Genomic DNA, 18,122 nt, shown 5'->3' with positions numbered 1-18,122 from the left:
AGAACTGAACATTGCTTATTCACCTTGCCCCAACGATACGTTTGTCTTTCATGCCTGGGCGCATGACCTTATACCCGGCGCCCCGAAGCTGAATGTCACCTACGCCGACATTGACGTTACGAATGGTCTCGCCGCCGAAGGGACAGGCCCCGAAATCCTCAAAATCTCCTACGCCGCCCTACCCTGGGTGCTGGACCGGTACGCACTGCTGCCCTGCGGCGGCGCGCTTGGCCGCGGCTGTGGACCGCTCCTGCTGACCAAGGGGGGGCCGCAGGATGCGAAGAACCCGGCGGCGCTGTCCGGCCGCCGGGTCGCCGTTCCGAGCGAGCGCTCCACCGCCTATCTGCTGTTCCGGTTGTGGGCGGCGAACCATGTCCCCGGAGGCGTCGGCGAAATCGTCGTCATGCCTTTCAACGAAATTATGCCCGCGGTGCAGGCCGGGAAGATCGACGCCGGACTCGTCATCCATGAGGCCCGGTTCACCTACACTTCATATGGGCTGCATATGCTGGTCGACCTCGGGAACTGGTGGGAGGGCGACACGGGACTTCCTATTCCGCTCGGGGCGATCATCGCCCGCCGCGATCTTAACACGGAAGCCATCAGCGGCTGGATTCGCGGCTCGCTCCGCCATGCCTGGGACAACCCGGAGGCTTCGCGGGAATATGTTCTCGGGCATGCCCAGGAGCTGTCGCCGCAGGTGGCCAAATCGCACATCGATCTCTACGTGAACGACTTTACTATGGACCTGGGCGGCAGCGGCTATGCAGCCATTTCTTCCCTGCTTGACAGGGCGGCGGCCGAAGGCCTCGTTCCCCCGACAGATCCCGCGCAGCTGCGTTAATTGTTGCTGCAGCCTTAAACCTAAGTCAATCCCCGGGAATGCTTCCTGTTCGGAGCGCTCCCGGGGATTTTTTGCACAAAATTCTGTAAGAATGACCGGCAACATGGGCGGTTGCTGCAGCGTGACCGGCGGCACGGGCGGCGGCGCAAGCGGCAGCTTCATTGGTATCCCGAGCAGCGGCATGAGCGGCAAATGCGGCAGCCCGAGCCTCGCTCATCGCGATCTCACCACGCACCCAGGCACGCCCCGCCTGGATCCCTTTTTTAGGCCGGCTGTCCTCAGGGTACTTCTCCTCAAAATAGTTGAGTGCATGCTCGGCGCAGTCAGCAGCCCAGCGCACCAAGGTTCTTTGATCCCGCTTGGCCAGAAGCTCTGCTATCGACTTACTTATACTTGCATCCACAAATTTTGCCGGTTCCATTTTCAAGCCTCCATCATGCCTGCTTCGGTAACCATGGTGCCGCAAAGAGCTGTACCACGGCCATTCAATGATATACTTTAAGCGATTATCAACCAATTGGCTTTAGCAATGTTCCAATCTACATTATAAATGATCTGAAAATGTACTAATATTTTTAAAATTAAAAAATTCAATTTATCACAATTCATTTTTCCCGAACTTTCTTTATTTTGTTTTTTTCAATAATAAGAAGCAGAGCAGATACATAAGGTTTGTAACGCCGAACAACAAAAAAATACCAGGGGTTAGCAGCATATACCAACTGTAAGGAAGGCTCCAGATAAAAGATATTAGCAAAATAGCACCGTTTAATAGAAATAGGCAGATCATAAATAGAACTGCCGGCATGGCCAACATCGTCAAGGAAATTAACAAACTTACTTGATTCATTCCATCAAAATATGGATTCATCCATATTAAAATAACCCAGAGCGCAATCGTTACCGTGCTCGCCACATATCCCATTCCTTTTATGAAATTGATGGGAAGGTTCCTCCTCCATTTTTTATTCGGGGTATTTCAGATAACGTTCTCACTTATACTCTGATTTTACGGACTTCTTGAACATCCCGCCAGCCTCCCCCGCAAGGCATGGGTTGCAGTCGCAAAGACCGGTTCACTTACTGCGGACTCCGGCATAAACTGGTATAATATCCATCAAAATACTTGGGAAACGGAGAGTGAACCCATGATTCCCGAAGGAAACCGCCTATCCAATATTGTACGCTTTACGGGCTTTCAGAACGAGTACGACCGTTACCGTCCCGAAGCGCCCAAGCTCGTGACCGAACTGCTTACGGGCTATTTAAAGCGCAGGCCCTCCCTTGTGGTGGATCTCGGCTGCGGCACCGGACTGTCTACCTTTTTGTGGCGGACGGCCGCCAATGCCGTCATCGGTATTGAGCCGGGCGATGATATGCGCGGGAAGGCGCTGGAGAAGTGGGAAGCTCTCGGCAGTCCGGACAGCATTTCGTTCATCCCGGGTTATTCCAATGCGCTTGGTCTGCCGCCCGGGAGCGCCGACATCGTGACCTGCTCTCAGTCGTTCCACTGGATGGAGCCTTCAAGCACGCTGAAGGAAGCTTCGCGGGTGCTGAGACCGGGCGGGATCTTCGCCGCCTACGACTGCGACTGGCCGCCGGTGCTCGAACCGTCGATTGAAACCCGCTACCACGAACTGATCGAACAGTCCGAAGCGATTATCGAGCACCGGATACCGGACGGGGAGCGGGCTGTCAAATGGAACAAGGATGAGCATCTTCGCCGAATTAAGGAAAGCGGGGAATTTGCCTTCGCCCGCGAAATTGTCTTCCATAACATCGAGCGCTGCGACGCAGAGCGGTACGTTGGACTTACGCTCAGCCAAGGTGGCGTCCAGACCGTGCTCAGGCTCGGCGGAGGCGAGCTCGATGAAAAAATTGCTGTCTACCGGGAAGAGGTAGAGCGTTATTTTAACGGCCGCACATTGGAGACGCTATTCTGCTACCGCATGAAACTCGGGATCAAGTAAGAACTTAAGTTGTAGACATAAAGCCTCCAAAACGCGCCATCTGTGTTCCGGAGGCTTTGCTGTGCACACAAGTCGTTATTTCCAGCTGCGTTCATGTTCGTAATGTTGTAAAAACTGCCTCGCTCCCCTCTGTCTCCAAGGTGTTATAATGAAAATATCTGAAAACCTTATATTTTTTCTAAAATTTTTCGAAAAGAGATGACAAAACATGAACGAGGGGCTGCAGGAGCGCCTTGAAAAATACGGTTTTTCGCTTTATATGATACGGGTTACGCTCGCAGCCTCGCTTTCCTGGATGGCTGTTCACGCCATGTATGGCAACGAGTTTTCGTATTTCGCGCCGCTGGCTGCCATTCTGATTACCCAGGGCAGTGTCAAGGCTTCGCTGGAGAAGGGGTTGTGCCGGCTGCTCGGCATTGTTCTTGGCGGAACGGTCAGTCTGATGATCGGCCACTTTTTCAATGTCGGCCCGCTGTCCATCCTGCTGATTCTGCTGATCGGCCTCGGCGTGGCTACCGCCTGCCGGATCAACTTTCAGGCCATTACACAGGTAGGCGTCACTTCGGTACTGGCGCTGACCTTTATCCAGGATCATTATGTCATGTTTAGAGCCACCGAGACGCTGATTGGCGTGGCCTTCGCGCTGCTCTTCAATATGATTATTGTGCCGCCCAAGGGCTTCGTCAACGTTAAGGGTACAGCCTTCGCCGGCACCCTGCTGCTTGCCGACGGACTGAGCGGGCTCGCGCCGGGACGGGATGAGAAAGGCCAGGCCGAAGCTTTGAAGCGGGCCGGACAGCTGCTTAAGGAGAGCGCGCAGAAGCAAAGCGAGCTGCTCTATACTCTGTCCCATGTTCCCTGCCGGAATGATTTGTCCGTAATGAAGCAGTCGATCGCCCATTTACAAACCATGCATCGCTATGTGAAAGAAATCGCAACCGAGCTGCGGCTTCTGCCGCCGCATTACGCCTCCGCCGATTGGATGAAGCAGACGCTGACCGCCACGTCCGACTGCATCGCCATCTTCGGGGCCAAGGCTTTGTCGGATACGGAATGCCACAGCTCGCTTCCTGAAACCCTGCGCCGCGCTCGTGAGCTTCAGCTCGCCAGCTTCGCCGAACTTCAGGGGAGCTGCCCATTGACAGCCATCCGCGATCTCGGCGCCGTCTTCTCGCACCTGAACCGGCTGCTGGATGAAGTGGAGCGAGCCGACCACGCCGTCTGCTCCGCCGCTCCGCAGCGTGCACGGGCTCATGCAAGCCGCGCCGTGCGCTTAGTGAAAAAGGGACTCTCCCACAAGCTTTAAGCTTGGGAGCGTCCCTTTTTCACACCCTGTATACTTCGCCATTCATTGCCCCTCGTAAACCGGCCGCTCCAGGTCGAAGATCCGTCCAACCGCACTGTACGACGATCCGGCCAGGCGGCTGACCGGCTTCAGCTTGCCGATATCAATCCGGCCGTTCTGGATCAGATCATCCCGTACATAGAAGCTTAGCACCTCACCGATAATGACATCAAATTTTCCCAGTTCCACATACTGCGCAAGGCGGCATTCCATCGCAACCGGACATTCCTGCACCCGCGGCACCGCCACCGTGCTGCCGGGAACGGCAGTCAGTCCCGTAAGCTCCAGCTCACTGATATGCGCGGGCGCACTGATGGACGTGTGATTGATCGCCTCAATGTTATCCTCGTCCGTGATATGGACGACAAACTCCTGATTCGCCAGAATATTGCGCGCCGTATCCTTCAGCGTGCCGTCCGAATGCCGTCCGCAGGAGAACATGAGCATCGGCGGATCATTGTTCACAATGTTGAAATAGCTGAATGGAGCCGCGTTGACGACCCCCTCTGCACCCACCGAGGTAACAAACGCAATGGGTCTTGGCACCACGCTGCCGATCAGCAGCTTGTAATTGTCATGGGCCGTCTGTTCGTTCATTTTAAAAATCATATTCTCCCTCCTCCAAGGCTTTGATTTCTGCCACTACAGACGCCGGGCTTCGCCGGAACCGGACATTGACCAGCACAATGCTGATGACGACCAGAATCAGGCCTATCACCAGATTAACCGTAATCTCCTCATTTAAAAAGAGGACGCTCGAACCGATGGACACAAGCGGGACCAGAAAAGTATAAGAACCGACCTTCCCGGCATCCCCCTCGTTGATCAGCTTGAAATAAACAAGCCAGCCTAGCGCAATCACAAAGACAGAAATGAACAGCGTGACGGCAACAAAAGCGGCGTTCCAACTGATGGCTTTCCACGGCTCGGCCGCGCTGCCGGCTGCAAGCAGGATCAACCCGCCGAGCGTGATCTGCATGGCCGTCATCCACAGCATATCCACCCGCTCCGCGTTTCGCTTCATATATACCGTCCCAAGTGCCCAGCACAGGGCGGTAGCCAGTGCGAGAAGGATACCTAACAGCGAAATGCTGCCAGTCAGGCCGCCTGCACTCAAGCAGGCTACGCCTAGGAAGCCGAGCGCGAGCCCCGCCATTTTTTGCCCGTGCATTGCTTCCCCAAGCCACATCCAGGAGAAAATACCGAGCAGCACCGGCTGCAGAAATACGATCGCTGAGAACAGTCCCGCCGGTACGTACTGCAGCCCAATCGTTTGTACGCCGTAATACAGCGCTATGCTTAACAGGGCGGAGCTCACATATACCGGCCACAGCGTCTTAAACCGGAGCAGCCGGGCTTTGGGCAGTGCGATCAGGATCAGCAGCACACCTCCGATTATGGTACGGATACCCGAGAATAGCAGCGGCGGGGCGTAAGCCAGCGCGATTTTGGATAAAGGCCAATTAATGCCCCAGACGAGGACGAGAAAAACTAATAATAGAACAGTAGATTTTTGCCGTGTCATATGGTACTCCCCTTGTTTTTAATTCTTTCCTGATGATACAATACTTTCATGCATTAATAAAATGAATTATTCTTATAAGGAGCATACCAGATTTGTTATGAACAAGGTGCAGATTGAGCTGTTCGTCAAAATTGCGGAAAGCGGCAGTTTCACGCGGGCCGGACAGGAAATGAATATGACCCAGCCTGCGGTCAGCCGGGCGATTTCTACGCTTGAAGCTGAGCTGGATGTGCAGCTGCTGGTTCGGGACCGGCGCGGCATTGCGCTGACGGAGGTAGGCAAGCGGATTCTCGTTGCCTTTCGCGACATTCTCAAGGGGTTCGGCAAGGTGGAGCAGGAAATTGCGGCGGAAAAAGGGCTCGAAAAGGGCCTCATTTCAATCGGCGCTTTTCCCGCGGCCTCGTCCTATTTCATTCCGAAGATTATCGGCGCCATTAACCGACAATATCCCCAGCTTGAATTCCGTCTCCATGAGGGCACGATTGCCGAAGTGAAGGAATGGCTGGAGACGGGGGTGATCGATGTCGGTATATTGATACCGCCCACCGACGAATTCGATTCGTTTCCTTTGTTCCGCGAGAAGCTGTACGCGGTTCTTCATGCCGGGCATCCGCTTGCGGAGAAGTCTGTTGTCAAGGTACGGGATTTCGAGAGGGAATCGATGCTGATCTGCAAATCGGGCTACGAGCCTCCCGTCGTCGAGTTGTTCCAGAGAACGGGAGTGAATCTGAACGTGAAATACGTGATCAACAGCTATCACACCGCCCTGAATATGGTGCGGGAGGGACTGGCCTCCGCCGTTATGTCCCGCCTGTCCCTGCTGTCCCCGCCGGACGGCGTAGCCATCCGGGAGCTTGAGCCTGCGGCATACCGGGACATCCGCCTTGCGGTGAACTCAGCCGAAAGCTGTTCCATTGCGGTCAGGCTCTTTATCGACACGGCGCTGAAGCTGTTTGCCGGGACGGAAACGGAAGGCTTAAACCGGGACGGGCATAGACCGGATTGATCGCGGTGCTGGCCTATTCAGAGCGAATCATCATTTACGCCGCGCTGCACAGCGCGGCAATATTAATATTTGAGGAGGATTGAAGCATGAAATATGAACGTCTTGGAGGAAGCGGGCTTCAAGTATCGCAGCTGGGGCTGGGCACTAACGCTTTCGGCAAGCGGGCGGATCAGGCCGCTTCCACGGCGGTGCTGCATACGGCCCTGGACAACGGGATTAACTTCATCGACACCGCCAATATCTACGCCGGAACGGAGTCGGAGCGGATCATTGGAGAGGCGCTCACGGGCAGAAGGCATGAAGCTGTACTGGCCACTAAGGCAGGGCTGGTAAGAAGCCCTGGTCCCGGGGGCAGCGGTTCGTCCAGATTTCATATCATGCGGGAGCTGGAGGAAAGCCTCCGGCGTCTGAAGACGGATTATGTGGATCTGTACCAGATTCACACCTTCGATCCCCATACGCCGCTGGAGGAAACGCTGCGCACGCTGGATGACATGGTATCCTCCGGCAAGGTGCGCTACATCGGCGCCTCGAATTATGCCGCATGGGAGCTGGTGAAGGCGCTCGGCATCAGCGAACGGATGGGCTATGAGCGCTATGTATCGCTCCAGTGCAGCTATTCGCTGGCCGACCGCACGCCGGAACGGGAACTGGTTCCGGCCTGCCTGGACCAGGGCGTCGGCATTATCCCGTACTTCCCGCTTGCCGGCGGCATCCTGACCGGCAAATACAGCGCGGGGAAGGAAGCCCCCACAGGCTCCAGAGCGGACACCGATCCGAACTTCGCCCGGTTCCTGACCGGTGAACGGATTGCGCTGGGGCATGAGACAGCGGCGGTCGCGGCGGAGCTTGAAACATCGCCTGTCGCTCTGTCCCTGGCCTGGCTCATGAGCCGTCCGGCGGTGTCCACCGTTATCGTCGGCGCCACCCGGGCGGAGCAGCTTGAAGAGAGCCTGAAGGGCGTCTCCCTTGATCTGAGTGCCGAGACGCTCGACAATCTCAACGCCGTAAGCCGTTCTTTCATCCACTGCGAGCCATTTGCGGTGTACCGTCTGCCGGAGTAAACGGCGGCGGTGGAAAGGCAGATTATTTCCTCGGATTCCTCCGCAAAGAGGCCTGCCGGAAGCTTCCGGCAGGCCTCTTATTTATGGATTGGCGGGCTAATCTTACACAGCGGACAGGAAACGCTCCATGTCTTCATTCACGGTCGTGATTCCGCCGATGCCGAACGTCTCGACCAGAACCTTCGCCACATTCGGGGACAGGAAGGCCGGCAGCGTCGGGCCGAGGTGAATGTTTTTGACGCCCAGGTACAGCAGCGCCAGCAGCACGATTACCGCTTTTTGCTCATACCAGGCAATGTTGTAGGAAATCGGCAGATCGTTGATGTCGTCCAGGCCGAATACTTCCTTCAGCTTCAGCGCGATTACGGCCAGCGAGTAGGAATCATTGCATTGCCCCGCGTCCAGTACGCGCGGAATGCCGCCGATGTCGCCAAGGTCGAGCTTGTTGTACTTATACTTGGCACAGCCAGCCGTCAGGATTACCGTATCGCTAGGCAGCGCCTCGGCAAAATCGGTATAGTAGTTCCGGCTCTTCATCCGTCCGTCGCAGCCGGCCATTACGAAGAAGCGCTTGATCGCACCGGTCTTCACGGCATCTACCACCTGATCGGCAACCCCCATCACCGCCGCATGGGCAAAGCCGCCGACAATCTCCCCGCTCTCGATTTCGACCGGAGGCGCGCAGGTCTTGGCCTGCTCGATGATGGCGGAGAAGTCTTTCGGAGCGCCGTCTTTATCGTCCCCGATATGCTTGATGCCGGGATAGCCCGTGTTGCCTGTCGTGTACAACCGGTCCTTATAGCTGTCCTTCGGCGGCACCACGCAGTTGGTTGTCATCAGGATTGGACCGTTGAAGCTATCGAATTCCTCATTTTGCTTCCACCAGGCATTGCCGTAGTTGCCGACAAAATGACTGTATTTTTTGAAAGCCGGGTAGTAGTGGGCAGGCAGCATTTCGCTGTGCGTGTACACGTCGACGCCTGTTCCCTCCGTCTGCTTGAGCAGCTCTTCCATGTCCTTCAGGTCGTGGCCGCTGATGAGAATGCCCGGGCGGTCGCCGACGCCGATGTTCACCTTCGTAATTTCCGGGCTGCCGTACGTCTCCGTATTGGCACGGTCCAGCAGCGCCATCACGTCAACACCGTACTTGCCGCATTCCATAACGAGACCGACCAGTTCGTCCGCGGTCAGCTCATCGTTTAACGTAGCGGCAAGGCCGCGCTCAAGGAAAGCCTGCGAGCCTGCTTCATGGTAGCCGAGCACCGCGGCATGCTCCAAATAAGCGGCCATGCCCTTCAGGCCGTAGGTGAGCAGCTCGCGCAGGGAGCGGACGTCCTCATGCTCGGTTGCAAGCACGCCGACAGCCGCCGCTTTGGCTTCCAGCTCTTCATCCGTACCGGGCGTCCAGAGCGCGGCGTCATGGCCTCCGAGCAGAACGGACGCAAGAGAGCCATCCAGCCGTTTTTTCCAGCCATCACGAATGACAATCCCTTCTCTGACTCTCGCAATAAATCCGTCACGGTCAAAATTGGCGTTGGTAATGGTAGCGAACAGGCTCTTGATTATAAACTGCTCCGATGCGATGTCGGTCACTCCGAGTTCCCGGCCCTTTACCGCATAAATGGAGATGCCCTTCACCGTGTACAGCAGAAGATCCTGCAGATTGGCGACATCGCTCGTCTTGCCGCAGACCCCCTGAATCGTGCACCCCGTTCCTTTGGCCGCCTCCTGGCACTGAAAACAAAACATACTGCTCATTGAATAATCGCTCCTTTTATTCATTTTCATCCGTCTGCCGTCTGTGTCTTTACTTGTTACTATTGATTGTAGTAGACTGACGTCGAACAATCGGTAACGGATGTTACCGATTATCTAAAATTATTGTCAAAAATCGGAGGAATTCCATGAAGCCGGAACCCGGTGTGCTGCAGACCTGTCTGTTTTTCCGCGGGAAGAGTGTAGAGGAGCTTGACGCCATCCTGGAGACGATGCGCTACACCGTCCGGGACTGCCGCAAGTCGGAAATGATTATCAGCGAAGGAGAGACCGCCGACCGGTTGGGGATTGTCCTCTCCGGAGTGGTCGAGGTTCACAAGATTCATCCCGGCGGAGGCGGCGTAACCATCGCCAGGCTGGGAAAGGGGCAGACCTTTGGGGAAGCGGTGCTGTTCCGGAGGGAGAATATATATCCGGCCACCATTATTTCTAAGGGGCCCAGCACCGTAATGTTCATCGGCAAGCAGGAGCTGCTGCGCCTGTTCGCCGCAGATACCGACCTGCTGTCCAGGTACATGGAGAATCTGTCCGAGCGGCTCGTCATGGTCAACCGCAAAATTGAAATTCTGTCGGCCGGTTCGCTGCGCCGCCGGGTGGTGCATTACTTGCTGCATCAAGCGGACAGGCAGGGCACGGATATTATCCGGCTGCCTCTCAGCCGCAAGGAATGGTCCGAGCATCTGAATGCCGCCCGTCCTTCGCTGTCCCGGGAAATGGGCCAGCTGCGTGACAACGGCTGGATAGCGTTCAAAGGAAATACGGTTACGCTGCTGGACCGGAAGAAGCTGGAGGGGATGATGGAGCGGGAGGAATAAGGCTGCAGCCCCAGGAGTTTGCCGAGTATGCAATAGAGATGAAAAAAATGACCTTCCTTATATGGAAGGTCATTTCTCTTCGGGCTTCAGAAGCCCGTCAGCAATTAACGCTTGTTCAAACAACCGGACCAGTTCGCCGTCATAATGGATTCCCGACAGCCGCTTGAGTTCGTCCATCGCGACTTCCGGTGGAAGTCCCTTCCGGTAAGGCCGGTCGGAGGTCATCGCGTCAAAGGTATCGGCAATACCGATAATTTTGGCCTCGAACAGAATCTCTTCCTCCTTGATCCCGTAAGGGTAGCCGGAACCGTCCAACCGCTCATGATGCTGCAGGATGATGATGCAAATATTGTTGTAATATAAATCCTTAACCATAACATAGCCGTCATAAGAATGACGTTTCACAATCTCGAATTCCTCTGCCGTCAATCGCCCCGGATTGTTCAGAATTTCTTCCGGCGTATGGATTTTACCAACATCGTGAAATGCGGCCGCAAAATATAAATCTTCCAGCTTGTCCTTAGGCATTCTTAACATTCTGGCCATCATCAGGCAGTATTTTTGTACTCGGCCGCTGTGCTGGTACGTATAGTTATCTTTTTCTTCTACCTGTTTAAGAACATTCTGCAGCTTTCTAATCCGATGGCTGATGAGATGAAACGCCGGCTTGGTGGTGTACCACAGCAGCTTCATCTCTGTCAGACTGCTGAAATACACCGCTTCCTGCAGATAATGGGTGTAGAAATAATCGCCTTGACCCAGGATGACATTCCCATTATCGCCTTTATAGCTGCACTCGCCTTCCAGTATGTAGAAGAACTCCATCGTATCGGCTTCTTCGCCGGGATAAATATAGAATTGCTTATCTTGCTTAATCGTCTGCAAAATTACTTCAGAGCCGTCACCTCTTGCCAGTAGCAAATGGTCAGTGGATAACTGATGTTCTTGCGCAATGCTGTCTCCTTCCCTTCCCAAGTTCAGGCCCTTCATAATTTCAACCCTTTCTTATAACTCTATAGCGATAGGATCGATCCAAACCTCGCGATCCGCTATTTTCACAAGCTTCCAGAAACGTTCGGCAACCACGCCCAGTTCGGCCGCTTGAGCGATGGCTGTGTCGGCAATTTGCAAGGTTTCGTTGTATAGATCCGTAACCAGCTTGTCCAGGGCGCTGGTGTAAATTTTGGTGCGTTCAGCGATCAAGGTGCCTTCCGAAGATACTTTTTCATTCAATTCGGCAATTTGAACCTGCACGGCCTCCGAGTCGGCTCCTCCGGGGGTGAACAACTGGTCGACCAGCTCATCGGAAGCCGTCTTCACTTCCGCTACATCCGCCGAGATTTGGGCACTATCCGGATTCAGCTCCGCCGCGGCCTGAAGCTGCTTGATCACCTGAATATCTCTCAAGTAATCCTCTTGTAGTTTATCGGCTTCTGCGACAGCTTTTTCAATCTTTTCGTCAATTTCTTTGTTGGCCTTTTCAATAATTGTGAGTGCGTTCTGCTGATCTTGGGTGAGGTTGTCCGCCGCCGGCGATGCAAAGACCGCGCCGCTGACCAGAAACAGCGCCAGCATAAAGATCGAGCCGCTTGCCAATAGCTTCTTTAACATGTCCACTATCCTTCCGCGAATGGGTTGAATTTCAGTTTAATTATAGTATCGAAGATTGCCGTTTGCCAGTTTTATCCGTTAAAAAGTGAGCGGAATCGACAGATTATTAGGCATTTTTTTAACACTTTTCAACATTGATCATTTGGCGGGCATACTGTCGGGTCCAGGCCAGCACCTGACCCTCGGCAATCGGACGGCTGATGAAGTAGCCCTGTACCTTGTCGCAGTTTACCCGTCTCAGGAAATCGAGCTGTTCCTCCGTTTCGACGCCCTCCGCGGTAACGTTCAGCCCCATATCGTGACCGATGGCGACAATGGAGCCGGCCAGCGGCATGCTGCTCCCTTCGCCCGGAAGGCCGTCAATAAACGATTTGTCGATCTTCAGCGTCGTAATCGGCAGCTGTTTTAGATAGCTGAGGGAAGAATAGCCTGTCCCGAAATCATCCAAAGCGATGCCGATGCCCCGCTGCTTCAAATACTCCAACTTGATGCTGATCTCTTCAAAAGACTCCATAATGATGGACTCTGTTATCTCCAGCTCCAGGTACCGGGGGTTCAATTCCGTTTCACGCAAAATCCTCAGCACCGTATCTGTGAAATCGTCCAGCAGCAATTGAATTACCGAAATATTGACTGAAATATGATACGGTCCCAGCCCCTGACGGTGAAGTCCGGCAAGAAAAAGACAAGCCTTGCGCAGCACCCATTCCCCTATTGGGATAATCAGGCGGCAGTCTTCCGCAATCCCTATGAAGGATAAAGGCGAGACAAACCCCAGAACCGGGCTGTTCCAGCGAATCAGCGCCTCGAACCCCCACAGCTCTCCGGTGCGAAGAGTCACCTTTGGCTGGTATTGCAAGGACAACTCGTTGTTATCGATCGCTTCCCGCAAATGCTTCTCTATAATCACCCGTTCGTCAAAATGCTGCTGCATATTTTGTCCATATAGGATGTACGTTCCCTTACCTGCCTGCTTGGCCCTGTACATGGCAATATCGGCGTTCTTGAGCAGCGCCTCGGCGCTATTGCCGTCACGGGGGTACTGGGCGATGCCAATGCTTATAGAGACATGAACGGTGCTGTCGCCCAGCTGAAACGGCTCATTGAAGCTTTGAATCAGCGCCTCGGCGTAAAAAACCGTCTGCTCCGGCTTCTCCGTGTCCTTCAACAGGATAACGAATTCGTCACCGCCGAAACGGTAGTGTCTGCTGCTGCCATTGGCCAGCGCCAGCAACCGCTCTCCAGCCTGCGTAAGCAGCTGATCGCCGAAAGTATGGCCCATCGTATCGTTAATATATTTGAAATTGTCGATATCCAGGAAGAACAATGCCGCCTGGCCGCTCTCATTCTCCTCGATGAACGCCTTTAGTTCTTCCGTCAGCGACAACCGGTTCGGCAGCCCGCTGAGTTCGTCATTGAAAGCAAGAACCCGGTATTTCTCCTCACTGGCCTGAAGCAGCGCCTGGTTCTCGACCACCTTGTTATACTGCTCAAGCAGTTCATCCTGCAGGGCGGTCAGTTCCTCATACGTCGATTCCAACTCCTGATAGCTCATCTGAAGCTTGCTCTCATAACCTTTGCGGTCCGTGATGTCCGTCATCGAGCCGGCAAACCGGACATAGCCGCCCTCCTCGTTCCGCTGCACCTTTCCTCTGGCCTGAAACCACTTGTATTCCCCGGATTTGGCGCGTATCCGGTATTCGCTGTAATAGTATACCGTCCGTCCTGACAGGTGTTCCTTCCGCTGCCGCTCCTCCTGTTCAAGGTCGTCGGGATGAATAATATTGCTCCAGCCGATGTAGTGCTCGTCAATCTCCCCGATTTCATAACCGAGAAGCTCGTACCATCTGTCCGAGAAGTAATAGATCATCGTCGTCATGTCGAGGTCCCAGATGACCGCATCGGCGCCGAACGCCGCCAGGCTGAATCTCTCGTTGCTCTCCATCAGCTGTTTGCGGATTCTTCTGACCACCCCGGCATGGAACAGCAGAACAAAAATAAAGATAAGCAGCACGGCAAACGCCGCGATAAGGGTGATTACAAGGCTTCTGTACGTTTCATAAAAGGAAAACGGCTTATTGACCAATTCGCTGCCTGAGGGAAGATCCTTTAGAGCAATCCCAAAATGATTCAGCTCATTGAAGTCGAATACTTTGCGGCTTGTGCCGGCGTAAGAGACGGGGATTCGGTTCGGACTTTCTCCCCGGAGCACGCGCAGCGCCAAATTCGCCGCCTTCTCCCCCTGCAGTTTCCCGCTGAGCAGGCTTCCGCCGAACGCGCCGTGATTTAGCCCGAAATCATACGTATGATAGACCGGAACGGCGCTGACGGCCGCAAGCTCGCTTGAGAGACGGTCAAATTCGGTAATTCGGCCCGTAGAATCGCTGTAATAGGTCGTCATCAGCAAAATGCTGTCCGGTTTAAGCGATGCCGCCGTCTGTTCCATTTCTTCTTTGGACATCCGGTTCATCGGAAAGATCCGCAGTCCTAGACCAAGCGACTCCAGCTTGTTCATGACCAGTTGGCCGGTGGACAGGCCGCTTTCCGAATTGTCGTAAATGACATAGACGTTGCGGATGGAGGGATTGAGGTAAAGCGCCATTTTCATCGTTTCGGAAGGATCGATATTCTCGATGATGCCGGTCATGTTCCGCCGGTCCTTGATCCGATCGAAACCGACCTGATTCACGCCGCTGAAAATAATGGGGGCGTCGTTTAACAGTTCTTTCCGGTGACGTATGGCAAAATCAAGCGCGATATCGTCCGTCGCCAAGATGGCGTCAAAATGTTTGTCCGCATATTTTCCCTTGATCATCTCGTAGAAACGCTGCAAATTGTCCTCTTCTGGATATCGCTTCCAGTCCAGATACTCCGTATAAATGACGGGCGGCGCCATCGCATTCTTCAGCCGGTCCACAATGCCGTCATTCTGATCATCGGTCCAGGCGAAGCCTTTATGGTAGGAATGGAGAATCAGGACATTTTGCTGGGGAGGTTCCGCTGCTCCTTCGGCCAATGGCGGATAGAGCCCCATCAAGAACAGAACGAGCAGTAATAACCACCCTATCCGCTGCTTTGTTGCATAAGCCATTCCTGATCCCATATGCTCACCCCACTCCTCAATGCCTGTATCCAGCTATCCAAAAGCTGCCGGTAAATTTCGACAATATATTAATTCGGGGCCTAATTCTCCCTTCCTTCTATTGTCGGAAGAAGCCTCGGAAATATTTATAAAAAGGACCGAAATCAGTATATGCTAACCGGTTGACATATATACTTCCCGACTCTTATACTGAATGTATCTTCATTGTCTTACCGATCTGCCCACCATTCCAATTGAACAGGAGCCGATTGAATTGACCATCAAAAATGAGATTATGCTGATTACGTACGCCGACAGCCTAGGCAAGAATTTGCAGGAGACTGCCGAACTGCTCTCCCGGCATTTTAACGGTATTGTGGGAGGCGTGCATATTCTGCCCTTTTACCCCTCCTCGGCCGACCGCGGATTCGCTCCGCTCACTTACGAGGAAGTAGATCCCGAGTTCGGCACATGGGATGACGTCGCCAAAATAGAAAGCGGTTTCTACTTAATGTACGACTTCATGATCAACCATATCTCGCGCAGCTCCGCCTACTTCAAAGATTTTCAGCAGAACAAGGATGCCTCTCCCTACCGCGACCTGTTTATCCGCTACAAAGACTTCTGGCCGGGCGGCGAGCCTACGCAGGAAGATGTGGACGCTATCTACAAGCGCAAGCCGCGCGCGCCTTATATCGATGTAACCTTCGCGGATGGAACAACCGAAAAAATCTGGTGCACGTTCGACGAGGAGCAGATCGACCTCAATTTGTATACGGAAACGACCAAACAGTTCGTGAAGGAACAGCTTCGGGGATTGGCCGAACGGGGCGCTTCGATTATCCGTCTGGACGCTTTTGCATACGCTACCAAAAAGGCGGGCACCAGCTGCTTCTTTATCGAACCGGACACTTGGGAAATGCTTGATGAAGTTAAAGCCATTCTGGAGCCGTACGGAACCGAGCTTCTCCCGGAAATACACGAGCATTACAGCATTCAGCTGAAGCTTGCGGACAAGGGCTATTGGGTATATGACTTCGCGCTGCCGATGCTAGTGCTGCATGCGCTGTACAGCGGAAAGGCGGAACGGCTGACACACTGGCTGAACATTTGCCCGCGCAAGCAGTTCACCACGCTGGACACGCATGACGGCATTGGCGTTGTCGACGCCGCCGATCTGATGACTCCCGAGGAAATCGAGGAAACGAAAAACAATTTGTTCTCCCAGGGCGCCAATGTGAAACGGGTCTACAACACGATGGCTTACAACAATCTGGACATCTACCAGCTCAACTGCACGTACTATTCGGCCCTGGGCGACGATGACGACGCCTATGTGCTGGCCCGCGCCATCCAGTTCTTCGCGCCAGGCATTCCGCAGGTCTATTACGTCGGGCTGCTGGCCGGCAAAAACGACATCGAGCTGCTGGAAGAAACCAAAGTCGGCCGCAACATCAACCGCCATTATTATACGAAGGAAGAAGTCGAAGAGAATCTGGAGCGTCCCGTGCTGAAACGGCTGTTCGCGCTGATGAAGTTCCGCAACAGCTGCCGCGCTTTTGACGGCGATTTGACCGTAATGGACACAGGCGAGGCGTCTACGTTAGAATTGATTTGGACGAACGGCCCGCTTCGGGCTGCGCTGCGCGCCGACCTTGCGGCACGGACATTCACCGTGCATTACACGGATGAGCATACCGGCGAAGAAACGCTGCTTGCCGGCGTATAAACTTTTTAGGCAAGAAGAAACGCCTGATGGCGTCCTTAAGGACGCAAGTACGTTTCTCGTAGAAATATAAGGCCATTTATAAGCGTGTAACTTATAAATTCTTATATTTTAATAAAAAACCAAGTTCCTGCGGGGCGCGTTTCATCTTAAGGGGTGAAGCGCGTCCCTTTCCTAGGAGCCTGCAGGCAGGAGCGATTGCATGCCCACCATTAAAGATGTGGCTTTAAAGGCCGGGGTTTCCGTTACCACCGTATCCCGGGTGCTGAATAACAGGGGATATTTGAGCGAAGAGCTGAAGAAAAAAGTTTACGGCGCCATGGAGGAGTTGAACTATCGGCCCAATGAGCTGGCCCGTTCGCTGAGCCGCTCCAAGTCGAATATTATCGGACTGATTATTCCGCATGCGGCGCATCCTTTCTTCGGAGAATTGGTCAGCCACATCGAGGAGCATGCCTACCTGCACGGGTACAGGCTGCTGCTGTGCAACTCCCATCTGGACAGGCAGAAGGAAGCGGAATACATCGATATGCTGCGCTCCAGCCGCGTCGACGGCATTATTCTGGGCAGCCACACGCTGGAGGTCGAAGACTACCGCCAGATTCATCTGCCCGTGGTCACGTTCGACCGGCGGATCAGCACCGACATCCCCTATATTTGCTCCGATAACTACCGGGGCGGGGAACTGGCAACGGCGCTGCTGGCCGACAAGGGCTGCCGCAAAATCGCTCATATCGGCGGCCATCCCCATCCCGATCTGCTGGCGCTGAAAAGACTTGACGCCTTTAAGGAGATTGCTAAGCAGCGCGGCCTGCAGCATGTCGAGATGCATACCGATTGGGATGGGTTTAATTTCGAGGGTTATGAGCGTCTGGTCAACCGGCTGCTGGAGGAGCATCCCGACGTGGATGGCATTTTTGCCAGCAGCGATGTGATTGCCGCCTATGCGCTTAAAGCTTGCCTGGCCAGGGAACGACGGGTGCCCAAGGATATCAAAATTGTCGGCTACGACGGCATTTCGCTCCGAGGGTTGCTCTCTCCCGTTCTCACAACCGTTGCCCAGCCGATTGCCGGGATGGGCCAAAAGGCGGTCGATCTCATCATGGAGCAGGTGAAGGGCAACACGGTGCCGGTAGAGAATATACTGCCGGTGCATCTGATTGAAGGAGAGACAACATAGGAGAATGATCCCTCAAGTTTATCATTGAGGGATTTTTTATGTTCTATCGCAGATGCCACTCATTTCCGTTAATGTTGAAGACCCACCAAACAGCCTATTCCGGGACAATATCCATCCTTACTTTAAGTATGTAAATGATGTTTCGTTATGGTATAATTCCTGTACTGCGCTGGTTTGC

At 54.0% G+C, this 18,122-nt stretch carries 15 protein-coding genes; 8 read left to right on the top strand and 7 right to left on the bottom strand.

Translation table 11 applies throughout. The features are described 5' to 3' along the window. Nucleotides 1-4: 4 nt before the first annotated feature. Complete coding sequence (locus EH198_RS20190) at nucleotides 5-844, top strand: 1,4-dihydroxy-6-naphtoate synthase (protein WP_124697348.1); 840 nt, start codon at nucleotides 5-7, stop codon at nucleotides 842-844. Between the two features lie 25 nt (nucleotides 845-869). Here the strand turns inward: EH198_RS20190 and EH198_RS20185 are convergent, their stop codons facing one another. Continuing rightward, nucleotides 870-1,265, bottom strand: a complete 396-nt coding sequence (locus tag EH198_RS20185) for a putative immunity protein (RefSeq protein ID WP_185702990.1) — start codon at nucleotides 1,263-1,265, stop codon at nucleotides 870-872. Between the two features lie 727 nt (nucleotides 1,266-1,992). Here EH198_RS20185 and EH198_RS20180 point away from each other — a divergent pair. After that, nucleotides 1,993-2,814: a class I SAM-dependent methyltransferase gene (locus tag EH198_RS20180; RefSeq protein WP_124697327.1), complete on the top strand. Its 822-nt coding sequence runs from the start codon at nucleotides 1,993-1,995 to the stop codon at nucleotides 2,812-2,814. Between the two features lie 208 nt (nucleotides 2,815-3,022). Then, nucleotides 3,023-4,120 carry an FUSC family protein gene (locus EH198_RS20175; RefSeq protein ID WP_124697326.1) on the top strand — a complete coding sequence of 366 codons (1,098 nt, stop codon included), beginning with the start codon at nucleotides 3,023-3,025 and terminating at the stop codon, nucleotides 4,118-4,120. Nucleotides 4,121-4,162: 42 nt separating this feature from the next. Here EH198_RS20175 and EH198_RS20170 read toward each other — a convergent pair whose 3' ends face one another. After that, nucleotides 4,163-4,768, bottom strand: coding sequence for a flavin reductase family protein (locus EH198_RS20170; RefSeq protein ID WP_124697325.1), 606 nt, complete (start codon nucleotides 4,766-4,768; stop codon nucleotides 4,163-4,165). Then, complete coding sequence (locus EH198_RS20165) at nucleotides 4,758-5,684, bottom strand: DMT family transporter (RefSeq protein WP_124697324.1); 927 nt, start codon at nucleotides 5,682-5,684, stop codon at nucleotides 4,758-4,760. Before EH198_RS20165 ends, EH198_RS20170 begins: the two co-directional genes overlap by 11 nt. A gap of 97 nt (nucleotides 5,685-5,781) precedes the next feature. Here EH198_RS20165 and EH198_RS20160 point away from each other — a divergent pair, with 97 nt between their 5' ends. After that, complete coding sequence (locus EH198_RS20160) at nucleotides 5,782-6,690, top strand: LysR family transcriptional regulator (protein WP_124697323.1); 909 nt, start codon at nucleotides 5,782-5,784, stop codon at nucleotides 6,688-6,690. An 86-nt stretch (nucleotides 6,691-6,776) separates the two neighbouring features. Further along, on the top strand, nucleotides 6,777-7,754 hold the full coding sequence (locus EH198_RS20155; RefSeq protein ID WP_124697322.1) for an aldo/keto reductase: 978 nt from the start codon (nucleotides 6,777-6,779) through the stop codon (nucleotides 7,752-7,754). Between the two features lie 102 nt (nucleotides 7,755-7,856). On the opposite strand, the gene hcp is transcribed toward EH198_RS20155, so the two are convergent. Continuing rightward, nucleotides 7,857-9,512, bottom strand: a complete 1,656-nt coding sequence (gene hcp / locus EH198_RS20150; protein ID WP_124697321.1) for a hydroxylamine reductase — start codon at nucleotides 9,510-9,512, stop codon at nucleotides 7,857-7,859. Nucleotides 9,513-9,658: 146 nt separating this feature from the next. On the opposite strand from hcp, the gene EH198_RS20145 reads away from it, so the two are divergent. Next, on the top strand, nucleotides 9,659-10,345 hold the full coding sequence (locus EH198_RS20145) for a Crp/Fnr family transcriptional regulator (protein WP_124697320.1): 687 nt from the start codon (nucleotides 9,659-9,661) through the stop codon (nucleotides 10,343-10,345). A 69-nt stretch (nucleotides 10,346-10,414) separates the two neighbouring features. Here EH198_RS20145 and EH198_RS20140 read toward each other — a convergent pair whose 3' ends face one another. From EH198_RS20140 to EH198_RS20130, 3 genes are all read right to left on the bottom strand, one after another. Next, on the bottom strand, nucleotides 10,415-11,230 hold the full coding sequence (locus tag EH198_RS20140; protein WP_185702989.1) for an HD domain-containing phosphohydrolase: 816 nt from the start codon (nucleotides 11,228-11,230) through the stop codon (nucleotides 10,415-10,417). 120 nt (nucleotides 11,231-11,350) lie between these two features. Next, the gene (locus tag EH198_RS20135; protein ID WP_124697318.1) at nucleotides 11,351-11,956 is read right to left on the bottom strand and encodes a hypothetical protein; all 606 of its coding nucleotides are present in this window, start codon (nucleotides 11,954-11,956) and stop codon (nucleotides 11,351-11,353) included. Between the two features lie 118 nt (nucleotides 11,957-12,074). Next, a complete protein-coding gene (locus EH198_RS20130; protein ID WP_124697317.1) occupies nucleotides 12,075-15,059 on the bottom strand; it encodes an ABC transporter substrate binding protein in 2,985 nt (994 codons plus the stop codon). Between the two features lie 253 nt (nucleotides 15,060-15,312). Here EH198_RS20130 and gtfA point away from each other — a divergent pair, with 253 nt between their 5' ends. Together gtfA and EH198_RS20120 are read left to right on the top strand one after the other, a co-directional pair. Beyond that, nucleotides 15,313-16,767, top strand: coding sequence for a sucrose phosphorylase (gene gtfA, locus EH198_RS20125; protein ID WP_124697316.1), 1,455 nt, complete (start codon nucleotides 15,313-15,315; stop codon nucleotides 16,765-16,767). A gap of 199 nt (nucleotides 16,768-16,966) precedes the next feature. Beyond that, nucleotides 16,967-17,944: a LacI family DNA-binding transcriptional regulator gene (locus tag EH198_RS20120; protein WP_124697315.1), complete on the top strand. Its 978-nt coding sequence runs from the start codon at nucleotides 16,967-16,969 to the stop codon at nucleotides 17,942-17,944. The last annotated feature ends 178 nt before the right edge of the window (nucleotides 17,945-18,122 follow it).

Source organism: Paenibacillus rhizophilus (genome assembly GCF_003854965.1).
Taxonomy (GTDB): Bacteria; Bacillota; Bacilli; order Paenibacillales; family Paenibacillaceae; genus Paenibacillus_AQ; species Paenibacillus_AQ rhizophilus.
The sequence above is the reverse complement of the archived record's forward strand: the minus strand, read 5'-3'. Positions and strand labels throughout refer to the sequence as shown.